15 protein-coding genes and 1 pseudogene are annotated in these 17,972 nt (G+C 68.8%); 6 read left to right on the forward strand and 10 right to left on the reverse strand.

Features of this window, described 5'->3' with window-relative positions:
* Positions 1 to 76: 76 nt before the first annotated feature.
* Both DIE12_RS25385 and DIE12_RS25390 read left to right on the forward strand, forming a co-directional pair.
* Positions 77 to 496 (forward strand): rhodanese-like domain-containing protein, encoded by a 420-nt coding sequence (locus tag DIE12_RS25385; RefSeq protein ID WP_124522443.1) that lies wholly within the window; start codon positions 77 to 79, stop codon positions 494 to 496.
* 90 nt (positions 497 to 586) lie between these two features.
* Complete coding sequence (locus DIE12_RS25390) at positions 587 to 913, forward strand: superinfection immunity protein (protein WP_044847914.1); 327 nt, start codon at positions 587 to 589, stop codon at positions 911 to 913.
* Positions 914 to 931: 18 nt separating this feature from the next.
* On the opposite strand, the gene DIE12_RS25395 is transcribed toward DIE12_RS25390, so the two are convergent.
* The 6 genes and pseudogenes from DIE12_RS25395 to DIE12_RS25420 form a co-directional block, all read right to left on the reverse strand.
* Positions 932 to 2,098, reverse strand: a complete 1,167-nt coding sequence (locus DIE12_RS25395) for a cytochrome P450 (protein WP_124522445.1) — start codon at positions 2,096 to 2,098, stop codon at positions 932 to 934.
* Positions 2,099 to 2,243: 145 nt separating this feature from the next.
* The gene (locus DIE12_RS25400) at positions 2,244 to 2,510 is read right to left on the reverse strand and encodes a YodC family protein (protein WP_044847912.1); all 267 of its coding nucleotides are present in this window, start codon (positions 2,508 to 2,510) and stop codon (positions 2,244 to 2,246) included.
* A gap of 335 nt (positions 2,511 to 2,845) precedes the next feature.
* A complete protein-coding gene (locus DIE12_RS25405) occupies positions 2,846 to 3,706 on the reverse strand; it encodes an oxaloacetate decarboxylase (RefSeq protein WP_124522447.1) in 861 nt (286 codons plus the stop codon).
* A 112-nt stretch (positions 3,707 to 3,818) separates the two neighbouring features.
* A pseudogene (locus DIE12_RS25410) lies at positions 3,819 to 3,932 on the reverse strand (GNAT family N-acetyltransferase); the annotation flags it as partial.
* Between the two features lie 59 nt (positions 3,933 to 3,991).
* Positions 3,992 to 4,852 carry a MurR/RpiR family transcriptional regulator gene (locus DIE12_RS25415; protein WP_124522449.1) on the reverse strand — a complete coding sequence of 287 codons (861 nt, stop codon included), beginning with the start codon at positions 4,850 to 4,852 and terminating at the stop codon, positions 3,992 to 3,994.
* 63 nt (positions 4,853 to 4,915) lie between these two features.
* The gene (locus DIE12_RS25420; protein ID WP_124522451.1) at positions 4,916 to 5,269 is read right to left on the reverse strand and encodes a YgiW/YdeI family stress tolerance OB fold protein; all 354 of its coding nucleotides are present in this window, start codon (positions 5,267 to 5,269) and stop codon (positions 4,916 to 4,918) included.
* A gap of 226 nt (positions 5,270 to 5,495) precedes the next feature.
* On the opposite strand from DIE12_RS25420, the gene DIE12_RS25425 reads away from it, so the two are divergent.
* The 3 genes from DIE12_RS25425 to DIE12_RS25440 all read left to right on the forward strand — a co-directional run bounded on the left by DIE12_RS25425 (position 5,496) and on the right by DIE12_RS25440 (position 8,591).
* Positions 5,496 to 6,158 (forward strand): response regulator, encoded by a 663-nt coding sequence (locus DIE12_RS25425; RefSeq protein WP_044847907.1) that lies wholly within the window; start codon positions 5,496 to 5,498, stop codon positions 6,156 to 6,158.
* The gene (locus DIE12_RS25430; protein ID WP_124522453.1) at positions 6,155 to 7,531 is read left to right on the forward strand and encodes an ATP-binding protein; all 1,377 of its coding nucleotides are present in this window, start codon (positions 6,155 to 6,157) and stop codon (positions 7,529 to 7,531) included. Before DIE12_RS25425 ends, DIE12_RS25430 begins: the two co-directional genes overlap by 4 nt.
* Positions 7,532 to 8,390: 859 nt before the next feature.
* Complete coding sequence (locus DIE12_RS25440) at positions 8,391 to 8,591, forward strand: membrane protein (RefSeq protein ID WP_044847905.1); 201 nt, start codon at positions 8,391 to 8,393, stop codon at positions 8,589 to 8,591.
* Positions 8,592 to 9,111: 520 nt separating this feature from the next.
* On the opposite strand, the gene blaPEN-bcc is transcribed toward DIE12_RS25440, so the two are convergent.
* A complete protein-coding gene (blaPEN-bcc, locus tag DIE12_RS25445; RefSeq protein WP_124522455.1) occupies positions 9,112 to 10,005 on the reverse strand; it encodes a PEN family class A beta-lactamase, Bcc-type in 894 nt (297 codons plus the stop codon).
* Between the two features lie 115 nt (positions 10,006 to 10,120).
* On the opposite strand from blaPEN-bcc, the gene penR reads away from it, so the two are divergent.
* Positions 10,121 to 11,011 carry a beta-lactamase transcriptional regulator PenR gene (penR, locus tag DIE12_RS25450; RefSeq protein ID WP_124522457.1) on the forward strand — a complete coding sequence of 297 codons (891 nt, stop codon included), beginning with the start codon at positions 10,121 to 10,123 and terminating at the stop codon, positions 11,009 to 11,011.
* Between the two features lie 494 nt (positions 11,012 to 11,505).
* Here penR and DIE12_RS25455 read toward each other — a convergent pair whose 3' ends face one another.
* The 3 genes from DIE12_RS25455 to DIE12_RS25465 form a co-directional block, all read right to left on the reverse strand.
* Positions 11,506 to 11,760, reverse strand: a complete 255-nt coding sequence (locus DIE12_RS25455; RefSeq protein WP_044847902.1) for a hypothetical protein — start codon at positions 11,758 to 11,760, stop codon at positions 11,506 to 11,508.
* A 100-nt stretch (positions 11,761 to 11,860) separates the two neighbouring features.
* Positions 11,861 to 14,086 carry an amylo-alpha-1,6-glucosidase gene (locus DIE12_RS25460; protein WP_124485310.1) on the reverse strand — a complete coding sequence of 742 codons (2,226 nt, stop codon included), beginning with the start codon at positions 14,084 to 14,086 and terminating at the stop codon, positions 11,861 to 11,863.
* Positions 14,087 to 14,242: 156 nt separating this feature from the next.
* The coding region (locus tag DIE12_RS25465; RefSeq protein ID WP_124522459.1) for an autotransporter domain-containing protein at positions 14,243 to 17,972 on the reverse strand (3,730 nt) is incomplete at its 5' end.

Genomic DNA, 17,972 nt, shown 5'->3' on the forward strand with positions numbered 1-17,972 from the left:
TGCCGCGACGGCCGCCGAACCGCGATACTGCCCTTCATTCCGGCGCATTCCGCGCCGTCCTTCAGGAGCGCCTTTCATGTCATACGTCACCGACGTCCCCGCCGCCGACAGCGCCACCGCCCTCGCGCACTTCGAAGCATCGCTGCGTTTCGAGACCGATTGCTGGGACGTACACGATGCGCTTGCGTCCGGCGCGCCGGATTTCGTGCTGCTCGACGTCCGGGGTCCGGAGCAGTTTGCCGCGGGCCACGTGCCCGGCGCGCGCAACCTGCCGCACCTCAAGATCGTCGCCGGCAAGCTCGCCGACCATCCGGCCGACACGCTGTTCGTCGTCTACTGCGCGGGCCCGCACTGCAACGGCGCCGCGCGCGCGGCGATCCGGCTCGCGCGCCTCGGCCGCCCGGTGAAGCTGATGATCGGCGGCGTCACGGGCTGGCTCGACGAAGGTTTCGCGTTGAGCAACGAAGTGCAGCCTGAGGGCGTCGCCATGCGCTGATCGTTATTGAAAACGCAACAATCAATTGCCGGCACACGAACGGAAAAAGCGCGACAATCAGCCTCATTGCAGTTCGGACGGAGCAGCAACATGGAACACACAGTCCTGATTCAGGTGGCCGGTTCGGTCGCAGCGATCGCGCTCTATTTTCTTCCGGCCATCGTCGCCGATCGGCGCAGCCGGCACGACAAGCTGACGATCGCGATGTTCAACGCGCTGTTCGCGTGGACGGGCATCGGCTGGCTGATGACGCTGTACTGGGCATGCCAGCCGAACCCGCAGACCGACGTCGCGCAAACCATCCTCGCGAAGCGCCGCGGCATCAGCATGCGGACCTTCTCGACCGGTCTCGTCGAACGCGTCCAACGCCGCGTCGCCGCCCAGCAACAATGGGCCGAGAAGCAAGGTTGCCGCTAGGCAGTCCCGCCTTTCCGCTTACCTCGCCGTGCCGAACTTCGGCATCCTGACATTGGTCGAGGCCCGGTAGTCCCACACCAGCCTGTCGCGCGGCGCGTCACCGCCCGCGCGCAACCACGCCCCGAACGCCCCCGCCGTGACCGCCCGCGCGATCCGCTCGCCCGGACAGCCGTGCGGCCCCGTGCCGAACCCGAAGTTCGGCCCCGGCGCGCGGCCCGGCAGCAGTCGGTGCGGCTCGCGATGCACGGCCGGATCGCGGTTCGCCGCCGCAAGCACGACCAGGATGGCCGCACCGGCATCGACGGTCACGCCGTCGATCGTCGTGCGCGACGCGACGAAGCGGCGCGTGTTCTGCACCGGCGCATCGAATCGGCCGACCTCGGCGACGAATGCGTCGAGGGCGGCCGTATCCGGCATCGCGCGTTCGCCGTCCGTGCCATCCCATGCGACCAGCACGTTGCCGAGCCACGCGGCCGTCGCCTCGCACGTCTGCGACAGCAACCCGACCAGATTCGCGACCAGCGCGCCGCTCGCGTGCCAGCCCGCGGCGCCGGCCGCCTGCTGAACCGCGGCGACGAGTGAACCGTCCTGCGCATGCGTGCGCGCGACGCGTTCCGTCATGCGGTCGAGCAGTTGCCGCGCGGCTTCGCTCGCGCGGGCCAGCGCGGCGTCGTCCGACAGCGGCGACAGCGCGGCGACGAAGTCGACGACCAGCGCGGCGACATCGTCGAGTTGCGCGCTGTCGAAGCCGAGCAGATCGGCGACCGCGCAAACGGGCACCGTCAGGCACCACACGTTCAATGCATCGGCGTCATACGGCGCGCGCAGCCGGCTGCCGGCGAGTTGGGCGGCCCGTTCGCGCAACGCGTTCGCATCGATCGGCGCGAACGCCGCGCGCAGCGCCTGCTTCGGCACGTCGTGCCGCAATGCGCCGTCGTTCATGCGCACCAGTTCGCCGAACAGCGCACCCGCCGTCGACCCGCGCAACGCGGGCGGTACCGGCGCATCGAGCGGCCTGACGCGGCACGCCGGGTGGCCGAGCACGGCCGTCACGCTCGCCGCCCGGCTCGCGACCCACAGGCCGAGCGAGGCGTCGAACGCAAGCGGCGGCCCGTCGACGAGCGTCGCGTAATACGGGTAGGGATCGCGGTGCGTGACCGCGGCAATCGGATGGGTCGGGTTCATGCGTGCAGTATCGGCGCGCCGGGCCGCCGCATGTTTCGGGTTGACGTGAAATGTCGTGGATGTCGTCGGCATGCCGGCACGGCGGGCCACGGCGATGCGGCAACCTGCGGCCGGCAAGCGGCGCGGTGCCGCGACGGGCGCGTCGTCAGGCTGCCGACCGGTAGCGGTGCCCCTGCATGCGCACGCGGACGCGCCCGGCGGAAATCGCGCGCGGTTCGGGCACTACCGTTTCGTGATGAAACATTTCCTGCCGGAAGTGGCCGCTGTCGTCGAACCACTGGCAGATCAGCCAGTCGGCATCGTCGAACACGACCGGCCCCGCGTAGGTGACGGTCATGCGCGGCCCGCCGGTTTTCAGCGTCACGACATCGCCGACGCGAACGCCACTGCGGTGATTTTCTCGGATTGTCATCGCTCTCTCGATTTTTTATATATTCATTTTCCGGCGGCCCGCTGGCAGGTCATTCGGATATGCGGGAGATTACCAATCCGATAAATAACCGGCAACTCCCGAATACGAAAAAAAACAGCGACCGGAAAATCGCAACAATATGCGGCACCGGTTCGCGTGGCGGGCGGCTGACGCCAGAACCGGCGTGGCTTGCGTGCCGGTTCCGGTCGCACCGCCGGAATACGGAGAATAATCGATGGTTTTCGCGCCGTCATCGAACTTCAAATCGGCAGCAGTTTCGATTGATTACCGTCAATCAGCTTTCGGTTGGAAACGTTCCCACGTTTCACCGGCCCTTATTGTTCGAACTGAACGGGCGAATTGTCCGGCGCCGAAAACCAGCGATTGAGGTCGCGGCCCGGCACCGCCGCCTGCGTGAACGTGAACGTGCCGTCGCGCACCATTTCCGTCGCGGCGCGCAGGAACGCGCCGAATGCGGCCCGCGCCAGCGCGCCGCCGACGCTGACGCGCTTCACGCCGAGCGCCGCGAGCGTCTCGAGGCTCAGCAACCCGCCCTGCAGCCCCATCACGACGTTGACCGGCGCGCCGACCGCGCGCGTGAGCGCCGCGATCTCGTCGGGATCGGTCACGCCCGGTGCGTACAGCACGTCGGCGCCCGCGTCGCGGTACGCGACCAGCCGCGCGATCGTGTCGGCGAGGTCGTGGCGGCCGTGCAGGTAGTTTTCGCAACGCGCGGTCAGCGTGAACGGAAACGGCAGCGCGCGCGCCGCGTCGACCGCCGCCGCGATGCGCTCGACCGCCGCGTCGTACGGATAGATCGGTGCGTCGGCGCGGCCGGTCGCATCCTCGATCGAGCCGCCCACCGCGCCGGCGCCGGCCGCCAGGCGGATCGTCTCGGCGACCGTGTCGGGCGCGTCGCCGAAGCCGTTCTCGAGATCGGCGCTGACCGGCAGGCCGCCCACCGCGACGATCTCTGCGATGTGGGCGAGCATTTCGTCACGGCCGATCGCGTTGTCGGGCCGCCCTCTCGAAAACGCGAAACCGGCGCTCGTGGTGGCGAGCGCTTCGAAGCCGGCCATCGCGAGCAGCCGGGCGGACCCGGCATCCCACGGGTTCGGGATGATGAAGGCGCCGGGGCGCGTGTGCAGCGCGCGGAAGGTTTCGGCCTGGCGGAACTGCACGTTGGAATCGGACATTGACGTCTCCTCGGAATGGAGACGCCAGCATACGCGCGCGCGGTACCGCGACGGTTCAGGTCGCGATGAAATATCGATGCGGATGTCAGGGGCCGGCGCGCGGCGCGGTGTGCGGCCGGAAGTCGGCCGGGCCGGCCTGGCTTTCGTTGAACCGGACGAGCGGCGCCGCGATCTGCTTGCGAACGTTCACGTCGCCGACGTCGGTCACGTCGTAGGTGAACGTCATCGGTTACGTCGGATCAAGGAGAAAACGTGAGCGGAAGACAGTGGAAGCCGCGCGTGCGGCTACACGACATACGCGCCCTTCGCATGCAGTTCCGCTTCCGTGCGCTCGAGCGCCGTGATCGCATCGCTGCCTTCGAGCGCCAGCAACTGCGCGACCAGCGCCTCGGCCATCGCATGCGCGGCGACCAGCGACGGAAAGAACGACGGGCTGTCGTGCGTGAAGATCAGCTGCGCGTCCGCATGCAGCGCGATCGGCGACACCGCGCTGTCGGTGATCGCGACGATCCTGCTGCCCTGCGCTTTCGCCGCCTGCACGACGCGCGTCGCTTCCGCCGAATACGGCGCGAAACTGATGATCACGGTCACGCTCTGCTTCGCGATCGTGCGCAACTCCATCTCGAGCGAGCCGGCGACACCGTTGAGCAACGACACGGTCGGCCGGAACAGCCGGTAGCCGTACACGAAACCGAACGCCACCGGATAGCACGACCGGAACCCCGCGACATGCACGTGCGACGCCTTGCGGATCAGCTTCGCGGCGTCCGCGAGCGCGTGCCCGTTCTGTGCGGCGGTGGCGGCAAGATTGTGCTGCTGTGCGGCGAGCAGGTCGTGCGCGAGCGACGCCTTCGCGTCGGGCCGCACGAGCGAACGCGCACGCTGCGTGAGCGGCTCGGGACGTGTGCGCACGCGCGCGACGCACAGATCGCGCAGCTCGTTCCAGCCGGGGAAACCGAATTGCTGCGCGAGCCGCACGAGCGATGCGGGTTGAACCTGCGCGCGCTGCGCGACCTTGCGCATCGACGAGGTGGCGACCTCGTCGGGATGATCGAGCAGAAATGCAGCGCCCGCCTGGAATTGCGGGCTCAGTTCGGAAAATTGCGCCCGGATCCGGGACGCGAGTTCATCGAAATTGGCAGCCATCTTGGTGAGAACGGGAACCGGTCGTCCATGGTATCACCGGCCCCGTGCACACCGGTGCACCGGTCAGCGCAGCACTTCCACGTGATCGGCGTCGACCTTCACCTTGCCCGACCACTTGCGCTCGAACTCGCCGGTCAGCTTCACTTCGTTCTTGTCGCTGACGGGCTGGCCGGCCGCCCACAGCTTGTGGTCGATCTCGACGCGGATCGTGCCCGTCGCATCGGCGAACTCGTAGTCCTCGCCGCCGGCATGCTTGACGATGTGCCCCTGCAACTGCACGTGCTGGTCGTCCTTGCCGTTCGCGAGCAGTTCCTTCACGGTCGTCGTGGTCAGCGCGGACGGCCCCGTGTATTGCGCGTAGACGGCGGCGGGCAGCACCGCAAGCGCGACCGCCAGGATTCTCGTCAGGTGTTTCATGATCTCGTTCCTCCATTTTTTCGAGTGCGTCGCGCTCCGTTGAACGCGACGCACTCAGATTACGGACCGTAAGATTAAGCAAAGCTGAAGACCGTGCGCCGCGGCATGCCGTCGCAACATTCCGGTGCGCGAACGCACGCAGGCGCCCGTGTTTAAGCTCGGCCTAAGACACCTGCGCTTATCATGGGAACCCCGGGCGCCCACGCCCGCCAACAGACACGAATCCATGCGCGTACTGCTCGTCGAGGACGATCCGCTGATCGGCAGCGGGCTCGAACAGGGCCTCAAACAGGAAGGCTTCGCGGTCGACTGGGTCAAGGACGGCGACGCCGCGACGCTCGCGCTGCGCTCGACCGGCTACGGCCTCCTACTGCTCGACCTCGGGCTGCCGAACCGCGACGGCCTGTCGGTGCTCGCGTCGCTGCGCCGCCGCGACGAAACCCTGCCGGCGATCATCATCACCGCGCGCGACGGCGTGCCGGACCGCATCGCCGGCCTCGACAGCGGTGCCGACGACTACCTCGTCAAGCCGTTCGTGCTCGAGGAACTACTCGCCCGCATTCGTGCGGTCAACCGCCGCCACGCAGGGCGCGCGCAGACGACGCTCGCGATCGGCCCGCTGCGGCTCGATCCGGTCAAGCACCTGGTCTGGCTCAACGACGAAGAAGTCACGCTGTCGCCGAAGGAGTTCGTGCTGCTGCACGAACTGATGCGCGACCCCGGCGCCGTGATCTCGCGCGAACAGTTCGAGGAACGGCTGTACAGCTGGGGCGAGGAAATCGAGAGCAACGCGGTGCAGGTACACATCCACAACCTGCGCAAGAAACTCGGCCACGACATGATCCGCACGGTGCGCGGCGTCGGCTACCGGATCGGTGACGCCGCATGATGCGTCTGCAACACGCGATCGCGCGCTGGCGCAGCGCATCGCTGCGGCGGCGCCTGTTGACGTGGCTGCTGCCGGCCGCGTGCGTGATCGGGCTGGTCGCAAGCGCGGGCACCTACTGGGGCGCGCTGCGCGAACTCGACGATCTCCTCGACGACCAGATGCGCAGCATGTCGAAGCAGATCGTCGTCGGCCCGAACGGCGAACTGTCGTTCCGCAACCATCGCGACGGCAAGCACGAATTCGAGGCAGGCGACCCCGACGCCGTGCTGCTGCAGGTCTGGCGCAACGGCACGCTGGTGTATTCGACCGATCGCAAGTCCGCGCTGCCGCCGCCCGCGCAGACAGGCATCGGCAGCGTCGACGTCGGCGGCCAGCCGTGGCGCACCTACGTGACCGAACGCGGCGGCACGACGATCCGGCTCGCGCAGGCGCGCCACGCGCGCTGGGAAGCGATCGCGGGCATCGCGGTGCACCTGCTGTGGCCGGTGTTCTCGATGCTGCCGGTGCTCGCGATCGGGCTGTGGTTCGGCATCGGCGCGGGGCTGCGGCCGCTGCGCACGATCGCGGCCGGCCTGAAGCGCAGGAATGCGAACAATCTCGAGCCGGTCGACGTCGCGTCGATGCCGAACGAAGTCCGCCCGCTCGCCGAAGCGATCAACGACCTGCTCGCGCGGCTCGACCGTTCGTTCACGCTGCAGCGGCACTTCATCGCCGATGCCGCGCACGAATTGCGCACGCCGATCATGGGGCTGTCGATCCAGTCGCAATTGCTGCGGCGCGCGTCGACGGCCGACGAACGCGAGCAGATCCTCGCGCAGATCCATGCGGGCACGACACGCCTCGGCCACCTCGCCGAACAATTGCTGACGCTCGCGCGCCTCGAACCCGACGCGCAGGCGTCCGCCGCGACCTCCGCACCCGTCGATCTCGCCGCGCTGTGCCGCTCGGTGGTCGCCGATCGCACGCGCGTCGCGGATGCGCACCGCATCGACCTCGGCGCGATCGTGTCGTCGCCGGTGATGGCCGCCGGCAACATCGACACGTTGCGCGTGCTGCTGAACAACCTCGTCGACAACGCGATCCGCTACGCGGGCGTCGGCGCGCGCGTCGACGTGTCCGCGCGTCTCGACGGCGCGACGCCCGTGCTCGAAGTCGCCGACGACGGCCCCGGCATTCCGGAAGCCGAGCGCACGGACGTGTGGGAGCGCTTCTATCGCGGCGAAGGCGCGCAGGCGGTCACGTCGTCGGGCAGCGGGCTTGGGCTGTCGATCGTCAAGCGGATCGCCGAACAGCATCGCGCAACCGTCGCGCTCGGCACGACGCAAGGCGGGCGCGGGCTGACCGTGACGGTGCGCTTTCCGGTGCCGGCCTGACACACGCCCGACGGGCGGCTTTTCCACAGATTGTGTTGGCAAGCTTGTGGACAACCGGCCGCTAACGGCAGCAAACCATTGATCCGAAAGGGTTTGGCGCTCGTGCGCAGCGAATGCGCCAACCCGCGTCGAGCAGGCGCTCGCCTCGACGCGACATCGCGTACCGATCCCTTCCCTCCGAGTCGTCGCCGCACTACTTGCAGGGGCGCCCAATGCCACATTTCAAATCGATGGACCCGAACTTCCCGATCCGGCAACAGTTCGGCGTCGACGCGCAACCCGTCGTGCTCCTCAACATCTTCACGGTGGATCCGACAGACGAGGCGGTTTGCACGATGTGCCGCGCCGCGCAATCGCCACGCGGACTTCTCCACAGAAAATGTTGGCAAGCTTGTGGATATCCTGCGCACCGCAACGCTAAGCCGTTGATCCGACGGACTTTGGCACGCGTGATGCAGACGCGGCGCGCGCCGGGCCGTCACACGCGCCGGTTCGCCGCACTTCGCATCACGATGCCACGTCGATGCCCCAATGATGTGCGATGCGATCGTCGCAGCACTTACCCACAGATTTTGTTGGCAAGCTTGTGGATATCCTGCGCACGCATCGGCTAACCCGTTGATCGGCCAATGATTCATGCGCCGCGTCACCGTTGCGGCAGCACGCGGTTCGCCCGCGCGCGCAGACGGACGATCCGGCGCAACAGCGGCACCCTGCCCGCCGCTTGACGCCCGCACCTGCCACGCGTCACGATCACACGAGCCGCACGCGCCACGCATCGCGAGACTTCACGCAGCGGCACCACGGTGCCGGCCGTTGCGCCCGCATCGGACAACGACACATCATTCCGAGGAAGACCATGGAACACTTCACCGCAGGGCAGTTGATCGTCTCGCTCGTGCTCGTCGCGATCGTCGTCTATCCGTATGTCCGCATCGTTCGGCGTACCGGGCATTCAGGCTGGTGGATCCTGACGATGTTCGTCCCGGTCCTGAACTTCATCATGTTGTGGGTGTTCGCGTTCGCGCGCTGGCCCTCGGTCGACGATCGGCATGGCTGAACATCGGGCGGGCTTGTCCACAGATTGTGTTGGCAAGCATGTGGATAGCCTGCGCATACCGCGATCAAGCGCTTGATCCGTAAGACTTTGTCCGCGCCGCTTCGAATCGGGCACGCGGCCACGCGATGTGCCGTTCACGCATCGTCACGCGACGCGACGGACCGCATGTCGCGCGCGCCACGCCGCTTGTCCACAGATTTTGTTGGCAAGCGTGTGGATAGCCTGCGCATACCACGCACAAGCGCTTGATCCGAAAGGTTTTGTCCGTGCCGCTTTGAACCGGGCAGGCAAGCCTCACGCACGCCGGCGCCGCGCCCGCTGCGCGATGAACGCGGCCGCACGCCGGCTTGTCCACAATTTTTGTTGGCAAGGATGTGGATATCCTGAGCATGCGTCATCTAAGTCGTTGATCGCACAACGTTTCGACATGCCGGTCACGACTGCGGCACGGCGTGCATTCATCGACACATCGCTTCATCGTTCCGTGCATTCATCGATGAACGCACGCCGCGCCGCCCGCTCACGCGAACGTCGCGACCGCGATACGCGCGGCGGCCGCGATCACGTCGTCCTTCGCCTTCGCATCGGCACGCGTCTGCGTGTAATACACGGCGAGCACGATCGGTGCGCGCGACGGCGGCCAGATCACGCCCGCGTCGTTCGTCGTCCCGTAGTCGCCGGTGCCGGTCTTGTCGGCCACCTGCCAGCCGGCCGGCACGCCCGCGCGAATCCGCTTGTCGCCGACCTTGTTGCCGCGCAGCCAGGCGACGAGCTGCGCACGCTGCGCGGGCGGCAGCGCGTCGCCGAGCGTGAGCACGCGCAGGCTCGCAGCCATCGCGGCCGGCGTCGTGGTGTCGCGCGGGTCGCCCGGCAACGCGGTGTTCAGTTCGGTCTCCCAGCGATCGAGCCGGAACGTGTCGTCGCCGATCGAACGTGCAAACGCGGTCACCGCCGCCGGCCCGCCGATCAGCTTCATCGCCAGGTTCGCGGCCGAGTTGTCGCTGTACTGGATCGCCGCCTCGCACAACTCGGCGACGGTCATCCCGGTGCCGACATGCTTGCCCGACACCGGCGAGTAGTTCACGAGATCGGACTGCGCAACGGCCACGCGCTGCTGCAGCAGCCCCGGGCGCTCGACGCTCTGCGCGAGCACCGCCGCACTCAGCATCGCCTTGAACGTGCTGCAGAACGGGAAGCGCTCGTCCGCGCGATGCTGCACGCGCCGGCCGCCCGCGGTGTCGATCGCGCACACGCCGAGACGGCCGCCCGCCGCGCGCTCGAGCGCGGCAAACGACGTCGCGGACGAAACATCCTGCCCGGCAGCCGGCGGCGACGCGCACGCGCTGACGGTCAGGACGAGCGGCGCCGTCGCGGCGGCCAGTAGCAGGGTTCGACGTTGCGATGAGTAGGTCATGGGTGTCTCTCGTGGTGGAATGGATGCAGAACGGCCGGCCGGCGAGACAGCACTATCGTGACTTTACGGTTGCCTGACAAGCAACGATAATTGAGCGCTGACAAAAGAAATTCTTATGACGAAGCTCCGCCCTCACCTTCCGCTCAATGCGTTGCGCGCGTTCGAATCGTCGGCGCGCCACCTGAACTTCACGCGCGCCGGCCTCGAGCTGAGCGTGACCCAGGCGGCCGTGAGCCAGCAGGTGCGCTCGCTCGAAGAGCGGCTCGGCTGTGCGCTGTTCACCCGGTTGCCGCGCGGCCTCGGGCTCACCGACGAAGGGCGCGCGCTGTTGCCGGTGCTCAGCGACGCATTCAGCCGGATCGAAACCGTGCTCAAGCAGTTCGACGACGGGCGCTTCCACGAAGTGCTGACGCTCGGCGCGGTCGGCACCTTTGCCATAGGCTGGCTAATGCCACGGCTGAAGCGCTTCGGCGACACGCACCCGTTCGTCGAGCTGCGGCTGCGGACCCACAACAACGTCGTCGACCTCGCGGCCGAGGGTCTCGATTTCGCGATCCGCTTCGGGGAAGGCAACTGGCCGGCGACGCGCAACGAGCGGCTGCTCGACGCCCCGCTCACCGCGCTGTGCGCGCCGGAGATCGCGCGGCGCCTCGCGCGGCCGGCCGATCTCGCGAACGAAACGCTGCTGCGCTCGTACCGCACCGACGAATGGCACGGCTGGTTCGACGCCGCGTCGCTCGAACCGTGGGCGGTGAACGGGCCCGTGTTCGATTCGTCTCGGCTGATGGTCGAGGCCGCGATGCAGGGCGCCGGCATCGCGCTCGCGCCAGCCTGCATGTTCGCGCGCGAACTGCAGCTCGGCCTGCTCGCGCGGCCGTTCGACATCGACGTGCGCGCGGGCGGCTACTGGCTCACGTCGCTGAAGTCGAAGCCGCTCTCGCCGGCGATGACGCTGTTTCGCGACTGGATCGTCGCGGAAGCGGCCGATACCGCGCCGCTCGAATGATGCGGCCCGGCTTGTCCACAGATTGTGTTGGCAAGGATGTGGATATCCTGGGTACCCGAGGTCTAACCCGTTGATCGCGCACGAATTATCGCGCCGACGCACGCAGCGGGCAGCCCGTGCGCAAAGGCTTCGACGCCGCGGCCGCCGCGCGCCGGATCGTCAACCATCAGGAAGCAATCACGTCAGACTTATCCACAGATTTTGTTGGCAAGCCTGTGGATATTCCACCAATGTGACGCGTAACATCCTGATACAAAAGGGGATTCAGTAGATCGGGCCAGACAGGTCAATGACGCGTCATCGTGTGCGGCCTCGCGGCGCCGCTTGCGCGGCCGGTCGGGGGCCGGCCGGTTCTCCACAGATTGTGTTGGCAAGCTTGTGGATATCCTGCGCACCGGCCGGCTAACTCATTGAGCGCACGGGGTTTTGTGCGCGCCGTGCAGGATTGGGCAGCGCCGGCGCGGGCCACGCGGCCGACGCCGGCTGCCGCTTCGTCAATGCCGGTCGAGCCCGCGGCGCAATTCGCTCGCCTTGTCGCGCAGCGCCTCGTACCCGGAGCGCGCATGTTCGGGCAGGTCGGGATCGCCGATCAGCGCGCCGAGCGTTTCGATCAGGCTGAACAGGATGCCCTTCGCCGCGCCAGCCGCGATGCTCTGCGACTCGATCGACTTGTGCAGGTGGTCGACCGCCGCTTCCAGGTTTTCGAGCTTCTTCTGCTCGCCGTCGTCGGGCCGGTTGTCGGTCGTCATCGTAGGTGCCTCCGCCATCGTTCAAGGGTCATGTCACGATTCTATGCCGCTGCGTGCGGACGTGGCACGACATCGCGCAACGTCCGTGCAGCCGCATGCGCTACAGCACCGCGACCACCTTCACCCGCCCCGGCTGCTCCGCCGACGCGATCACCTGGCCATCGACGCGCCGGAACGTCAGCGATACCGTTTCGTCGCCGACGCGCAGTTCGTCGATGCGCAGCCAGTCGACACCTTCGGGCAGCGCCGGGCGCTCGACCCGCACCTCGTGGCGCGCCGCGTCGACGCTCACGCCGAGACACGCCTGCAGCATCATGAACGGCGCACCGGCCGCCCACGCCTGCGGCAGGCACGCGACCGGATAGGCGGTCGGCGGCTCGCCGCGCCGGCGCGGGAACCCGCAGAACAGCTCCGGCAGCCGCATCTCGAAGCTGACCGCGGCTTCGAACAGCGCGCGCAGCAGGTTCACCGCGGCCGTCTTGTCGCCGTAGCGCGCGAGCCCGCGCGCGATCAGCGCATTGTCGTGCGGCCACACCGAGCCGTTGTGATAGGCCATCGGGTTGAAGCGCGGCTGGCCGGCCGCGAGCGTGCGCACGCCCCAGCCCGTCTGGAACAGCGTCGAGCCGAGTACGCCGGCGACCGCCGCGCCGCGCTCGGCGTCGGGCAGGCCGAACGCGAGCAGATGGCCCGCGTTCGACGCCAGCACGCGGCACAGGTCGCCGTGACCGTCGAGCGCGATCCCGTAGAACTGGCCTTCCGGCATCCAGAACAGCGTCTCGACCTGGTCGCGCAGCGCCTTCGCGCGCAGCGCATAGCGTGTCGCGTCGGCCGCGTGGCCGCGCCGGTGCGAGCACATCGACATCGCATCGAGCGCCGCGCACGCATACGCCTGCACTTCGACGAGCGCGATCGGACCGTCGGGAAAGCGGCCGTCCGCATGAAACACCGAATCGTGGCTGTCCTTCCAGCCCTGGTTCGCGAGACCGCGCTCCGACGTGCGCTGGTAGTCGAGCAGCCCGTACGGATTGCGGTCGCACTTGTCGATCACCCACTGCGCGGCGCGCTCGAGCGCGGGCCACAGCTCGTCGATCAGCGCATCGTCGCCGGTGTGTTCGACGTACGCGCCCGCGAGCACGATGAACAGCGGGGTCGTGTCGACGCCGCCGTAATAGAGCGCGAACGGCACCTCCCCCGTCGCGGCCATTTCGCTGCGGCGGAATTCGTGCATGATCTTGCCGGGCTCCGCATCGCGAAACGCGGACGTCTCGCGCGCCTGGTGCTCCGCGAGAAAGCGCAGCACGCCGCGCGCGAGCGACGGCTGCAGCCACAGCATCTGCAGCGACGTGATCACCGCGTCGCGGCCGAACGGCGTCGAGAACCACGGAATGCCCGCATACGGATACGGCCCGGTATCGAGCTGCGTCGTGAGCAGCCCGAGATCCGCGAGCGAGCGGTCGAGCCACGCATCGAACAGCGGATTGCCGGTGTTCACGCGCGCCATCGACTCGCGGCGCGAGCGCATCTCGCGATGCACGCCGACGAGCGCGGTGCGCAGCGCGACGCGCCCGCATCCCGGGCCTTCACCGTCGTGCGCGCGGCCGAGCGTCGCGTCGACGGTCAGGTAGATCGACACGCACGCCTGCGCGGCGATCGTCAGCGTGTAATCGGCACGATCGACCGACAACGCGTCGGGCGCCGGCGAGAAATGCACGGTCACGTTGCGCTCGACCTTGTCGAGGCCGTCGTAGCGAAGCCGCACCGCACCGCCGTCGACGCGCGGCGCAACCACCGTGCCGCGCTTCGGGCGCTGCGTGCCGCGCACTTCGAACATGTCCTTGAAATCCGCCGCGAACGACAGCGACAGCGGCACCTCGGCCTCGCTCGCGCCATAGTTGGTCAGCGTCAGCGCTTCGTACAGCACGTCGCCCGCGAGCACGCGCATCCGTTCGATGTGGATCACGCCCTCGGGCGTCTCGCGACCGCCGAGCGGCGGCAGCGGGCGGTTCGTCAGGTGCGCGGTGAACGACGCGTTGTCCGCGCTCGTCGCGCCCGACAGCAGCGACGGCGCGCGGCCGCCGAACGTCAGGCGCCAGGTCGACAGCACGCGCATGTCGTCGACGAACAGGCCGTCGTCATGGCCGCCGACGTCGCCGAGCGCGTCGCTGACGACGAACGCGTCGCCGGATTTCAGGACGTACTGGTTGTTGCGTGCGAGCGCCTGCGGATCGGCTTCGGGCGCGATGAATGCGGGGCCTGTCGCCTGGGTCGGGGGGACGGGCGCGACTTGCGGCGCCTGCGTCGTGGTGGCTTCGGCGTGATTCGGCATCGATGCTCCTGTGTCGAGGCGCAACGCGCGGCGCGCGTCGCGTGTTTCGCACAGGATAGGCCAGAACGGGGGACGCGCGCAGCGCCGAAAAAGACGCGACCCCGATGCGGGCATCGCCGTCGCATCGGGATCGCGCCCAGGCACCTCAGGCGCCGGTCAGAACTTCCACAGGATGTTGCCGAGCACCGCGTTGTCGCGCACGCCACTGCCGTACTGGCCGCTGAACGTGAGACCGAGCGTCAGGCGCTTCGTGATGGTCGCATCGATGCCCGCTTCGAGCACCGCGCTGTCGCGAGCGATCGGCACGCCCGACACCTGGAACGACGTGCCGCCGTTCGCGAACGTGAACGCCGACGACGGCCGCACGTTGCCGAACGCATGCCGCCAGCCGACCGTCCCGCGCGCGGTGAACGTGCCGCTCGCGAGCGTGCCGAGCTGCGACGCCGCGCGCACGCCGAGCGTCGAGAAACCGACGTGGGTCGTCTGGCCGCCGGCCTGCAGCGCGGCCGCGCCGCCGGTTTCCGTATAGCCGTCGGTATGCAGGTTCACGTAGGCAAGACCCGCGAACGGTTCGAGCGCGACCGGCCCGACCGGCAGCGCATAGCCGACTTCGCCGAACACCTGCTCGGAATGCGCGTTGTAGCCGGCCGAATCGTGATCGGAGAAGCCCGCGAAGCCCGGATTGCGGTCGCTGTTGATGCGGTACCACGTGTACGACGCGCCGCCGCGCACGCCGAGCGCACCGTACTGCGCGCCCCCGTACAGCGACAGGTAGTAGCTGTTGACCGACGCCGACGCGCTCTGGTCGTTGTCGAGCGAGCTGTGCGTGACGCCCGCGGCGAGACCGGCACGCCACTGGTCGTTGAGCGCCATGTCGGCACCGGCGATGAAGCCCGTCATGCTGCGGTTGATCGTCGACGCGTTGCCGTCGCCCGCGAGCCGGCTGCGGCCGCCGAACGCCTGCCCCCAGACCACCGGCTGATACGGCGTGCCGCCGTAGCAACCTGCGCGCGAACCGATCCGGCGTTCCGGCGGCAGCGTCGGATCGGTCGCGCCGGCCGTGTTGTCGCCGCACAGCGCGGCACCGCCCGACGACAGCGCGGCGAGCGGCCCGGCTCCGGGCGCGAGGCCCTGGCGCACGCGATCGGTCACGGCTTCGCGCACGTAGCGGCTGTCGAGCAGCAGCATGCTCTTCAGGCTCGCCTGCAGTTCCCCGTCGAGCATCCCGTAGGCCCGCCGCGCGGTGGCCGCATCGGTCGTCAGCACCGTGTCGTAGAGCGGGTTGCCCGCGCCGAGCCCACCGATCGCGGTCGCGACCGCGCGCTGGTTCGGCGTCGCCGCGACATCGGGCAGCGCCGTGCCGTTCGCGACGAGCTGCAGGTACACGTGGTCCGGATCGTAGCTGAGCGTCGGCATCAGGAACGCGTAGTTCGAATTCACCTGGCTGAACGTGCCCTGCACGCCCGACGATGCGCTGAGGATCGTGTACTTCGTGGTCGGCTGGTAGCTGGCCTGGTTCGCGAGCACCTGCACGGTGCCGCCGTTCAGCGTGGCCGTGCCGCCCGCCGCGATGCTGCCGGCCTGCTGCGGCGTCACCGCGACCTGCAGCGTCGAGCCCGGCTGGAACGTGACGTTGCCGGCCACGTTCAGCGCCGCGCCCGGCTGCGACGCGGCCGCGAACGCGCCGCTCTGCACGACGAAGCCGCCAACCGTGCCGGTGCCCGTCAGCGTCGCGCCGTTCTGCACGGTCACGGTCGACTGGCCGAGCGAACCGTCGACCGCGAGCGTACCCGCCGCGACGGTGGTCGGGCCGCTCAGCGTATTGGTACCGGTCAGCGTCAGTTGCCCGCTGCCGGCCTGGGTCAGCGAACCGGTGCCGGACAGCACGCTCGCGAGCGTCACGTTCGCGGACTGATTGAAGATCAGCGCGCCGTTGTCGACGACATTGCCGACCACGCTGCCCGACGTGCCGCCGTTGCCGAGCTGCAGCGTGCCGCCCGATGCGATCGTCGTGCCGCCCGTATAGGTGTTGCTGCCGGTCAGCGTCTGAATGCCGGTGCCCGCGACCGTCAGGCCGCCGGTGCCGCCGATCGTCCCGCCGAATGTGCCGGCGGTGCTGCCGTTCAGTGTCAGCGCGTTGCCGCCGAGGTTCACGCTCGTACCCGCCGTGCCGGTCAGCGTGCCGATCGTCTGCGCGCCCGTTGCGCCGCTCAGGTCGAACGTCGCGCCCGTGCCGGCCAGGTTCACCGCGCCGCTCGACGCAAGGCTGCCGCCCGCGCCCAGCGCCAGCGTGCCGGCGTTGATCGTCGTGCCGCCGGTGTACGTGTTCGCGCCCGTCAGCGTCTGCGTACCGGTGCCGGCCAGCGTCAGGCTGCCGGTGCCGCCGATCACGCCGCCGAAGGTATTGCTGCCGTTGCCGCTCAGCGTCAGCGCAGTCGCGCCGAGATTCACGTTCGTGCCGGCCGCGCCGGTCAGCGCGCCGATCGTCTGCGCACCCGTTGCGCCGCTCAGGTCGAACGTCGCGCCCGTGCCGACCAGGTTCACCGCGCCGCTCGACGCAAGGCTACCGCCCGCGCCCAGCGCCAGCGTGCTGCCGCCGTTGATCGTCGTGCCGCCTGTATACGTGTTCGCGCCGGACAGCGTCTGCGTGCCGGTACCTGCGAGCGTCAGCCCGCCGGTGCCGCCGATCACGCCGCTGAACGTGCCGCTGGCCGTCCCGCCCAGTGTCAGCGCATTGCCGCCGAGGCTGACGTTCGTGCCGGCCACGCCCGACAGCGCACCGAGCGTCTGCGCACCCGACGCATTGCTCAGGTCGAGCGTCGCGCCCGCGTTCGCGAGGTTCATCGTGCCGGTTGATGCGAGGCTGCCGCCTGCGCCGATCGCGAGCGTGCCCGCGTTGATCGTCGTGCCGCCGGTGTAAGTGTTCGCGCCCGTCAGCGTGGTCGTCGCCGCGCCGTTCTTCACGAGCGCGCCCGTACCGGTAATCGCGCCGCCCAATCCGAGCGCGTTGCTGCCGCCGAGCGTGAGCGTCGCGCCCGCGCCGAGACCGATTGCATTCGCCACCGTCAGGTTCGTGTTCGTATCGAGCGTCGCCGAACCGCCGACATTCAACGCGCCGGTGCCGAGCGCCGCGGCGTTGCCGAGCACCAGTCCGCCACTATTGAGGTTCGTGCCGCCCGAATAAGTGCTCGCGCCGTTCAGCGTCTGCGTGCCGGTGCCGGCCAGCGTCAGGCTGCCGGTGCCGCCGATCGCGCCGCTGTACGTGCCGCTCGCGGTTCCGCCGAGCGTCAGCGCGTTCGCGCCGAGATTCACGTTCGTGCCGGCCGCGCCCGACAGCGCGCCGAGCGTTTGCGCACCCGACGCATTGCTGAGGTCGAGCGTCGCACCCGCGTTCGCGAGATTCATCGCGCCGGTCGCCGCCAGGCTGCCGCCCGCGCCGATCGCCAGCGTGCCCGCGTTGATCGTCGTGCCGCCCGTATAGGTGTTCGCGCCCGTCAGCGTCACCGTCGCCGCGCCGTTCTTCACGAGCGTGCCCGTACCGGTAATCGCGCCGCCCAATCCGAGCGCGTTGCTGCCGCCGAGCGTGAGCGTCGCGCCCGCGCCGAGACCGATTGCATTCGCCACCGTCAGGTTCGTGTTCGTATCGAGCGTCGCCGAACCGCCGACATTCAACGCGCCGGTGCCGAGCGCCGCGGCGTTGCCGAGCACCAGTCCGCCACTATTGAGGTTCGTGCCGCCCGAATAAGTGCTCGCGCCGTTCAGCGTCTGCGTGCCGGTGCCATCCAGCGTCAGGCTGCCGGTGCCGCCGATCGCGCCGCTGTACGTGCCGCTCGCGGTTCCGCCGAGCGTCAGCGCGTTCGCGCCGAGATTCACGTTCGTGCCGGCC

This window comes from Burkholderia sp. Bp9015 (assembly GCF_003853505.1).
GTDB lineage: Bacteria > Pseudomonadota > Gammaproteobacteria > Burkholderiales > Burkholderiaceae > Burkholderia.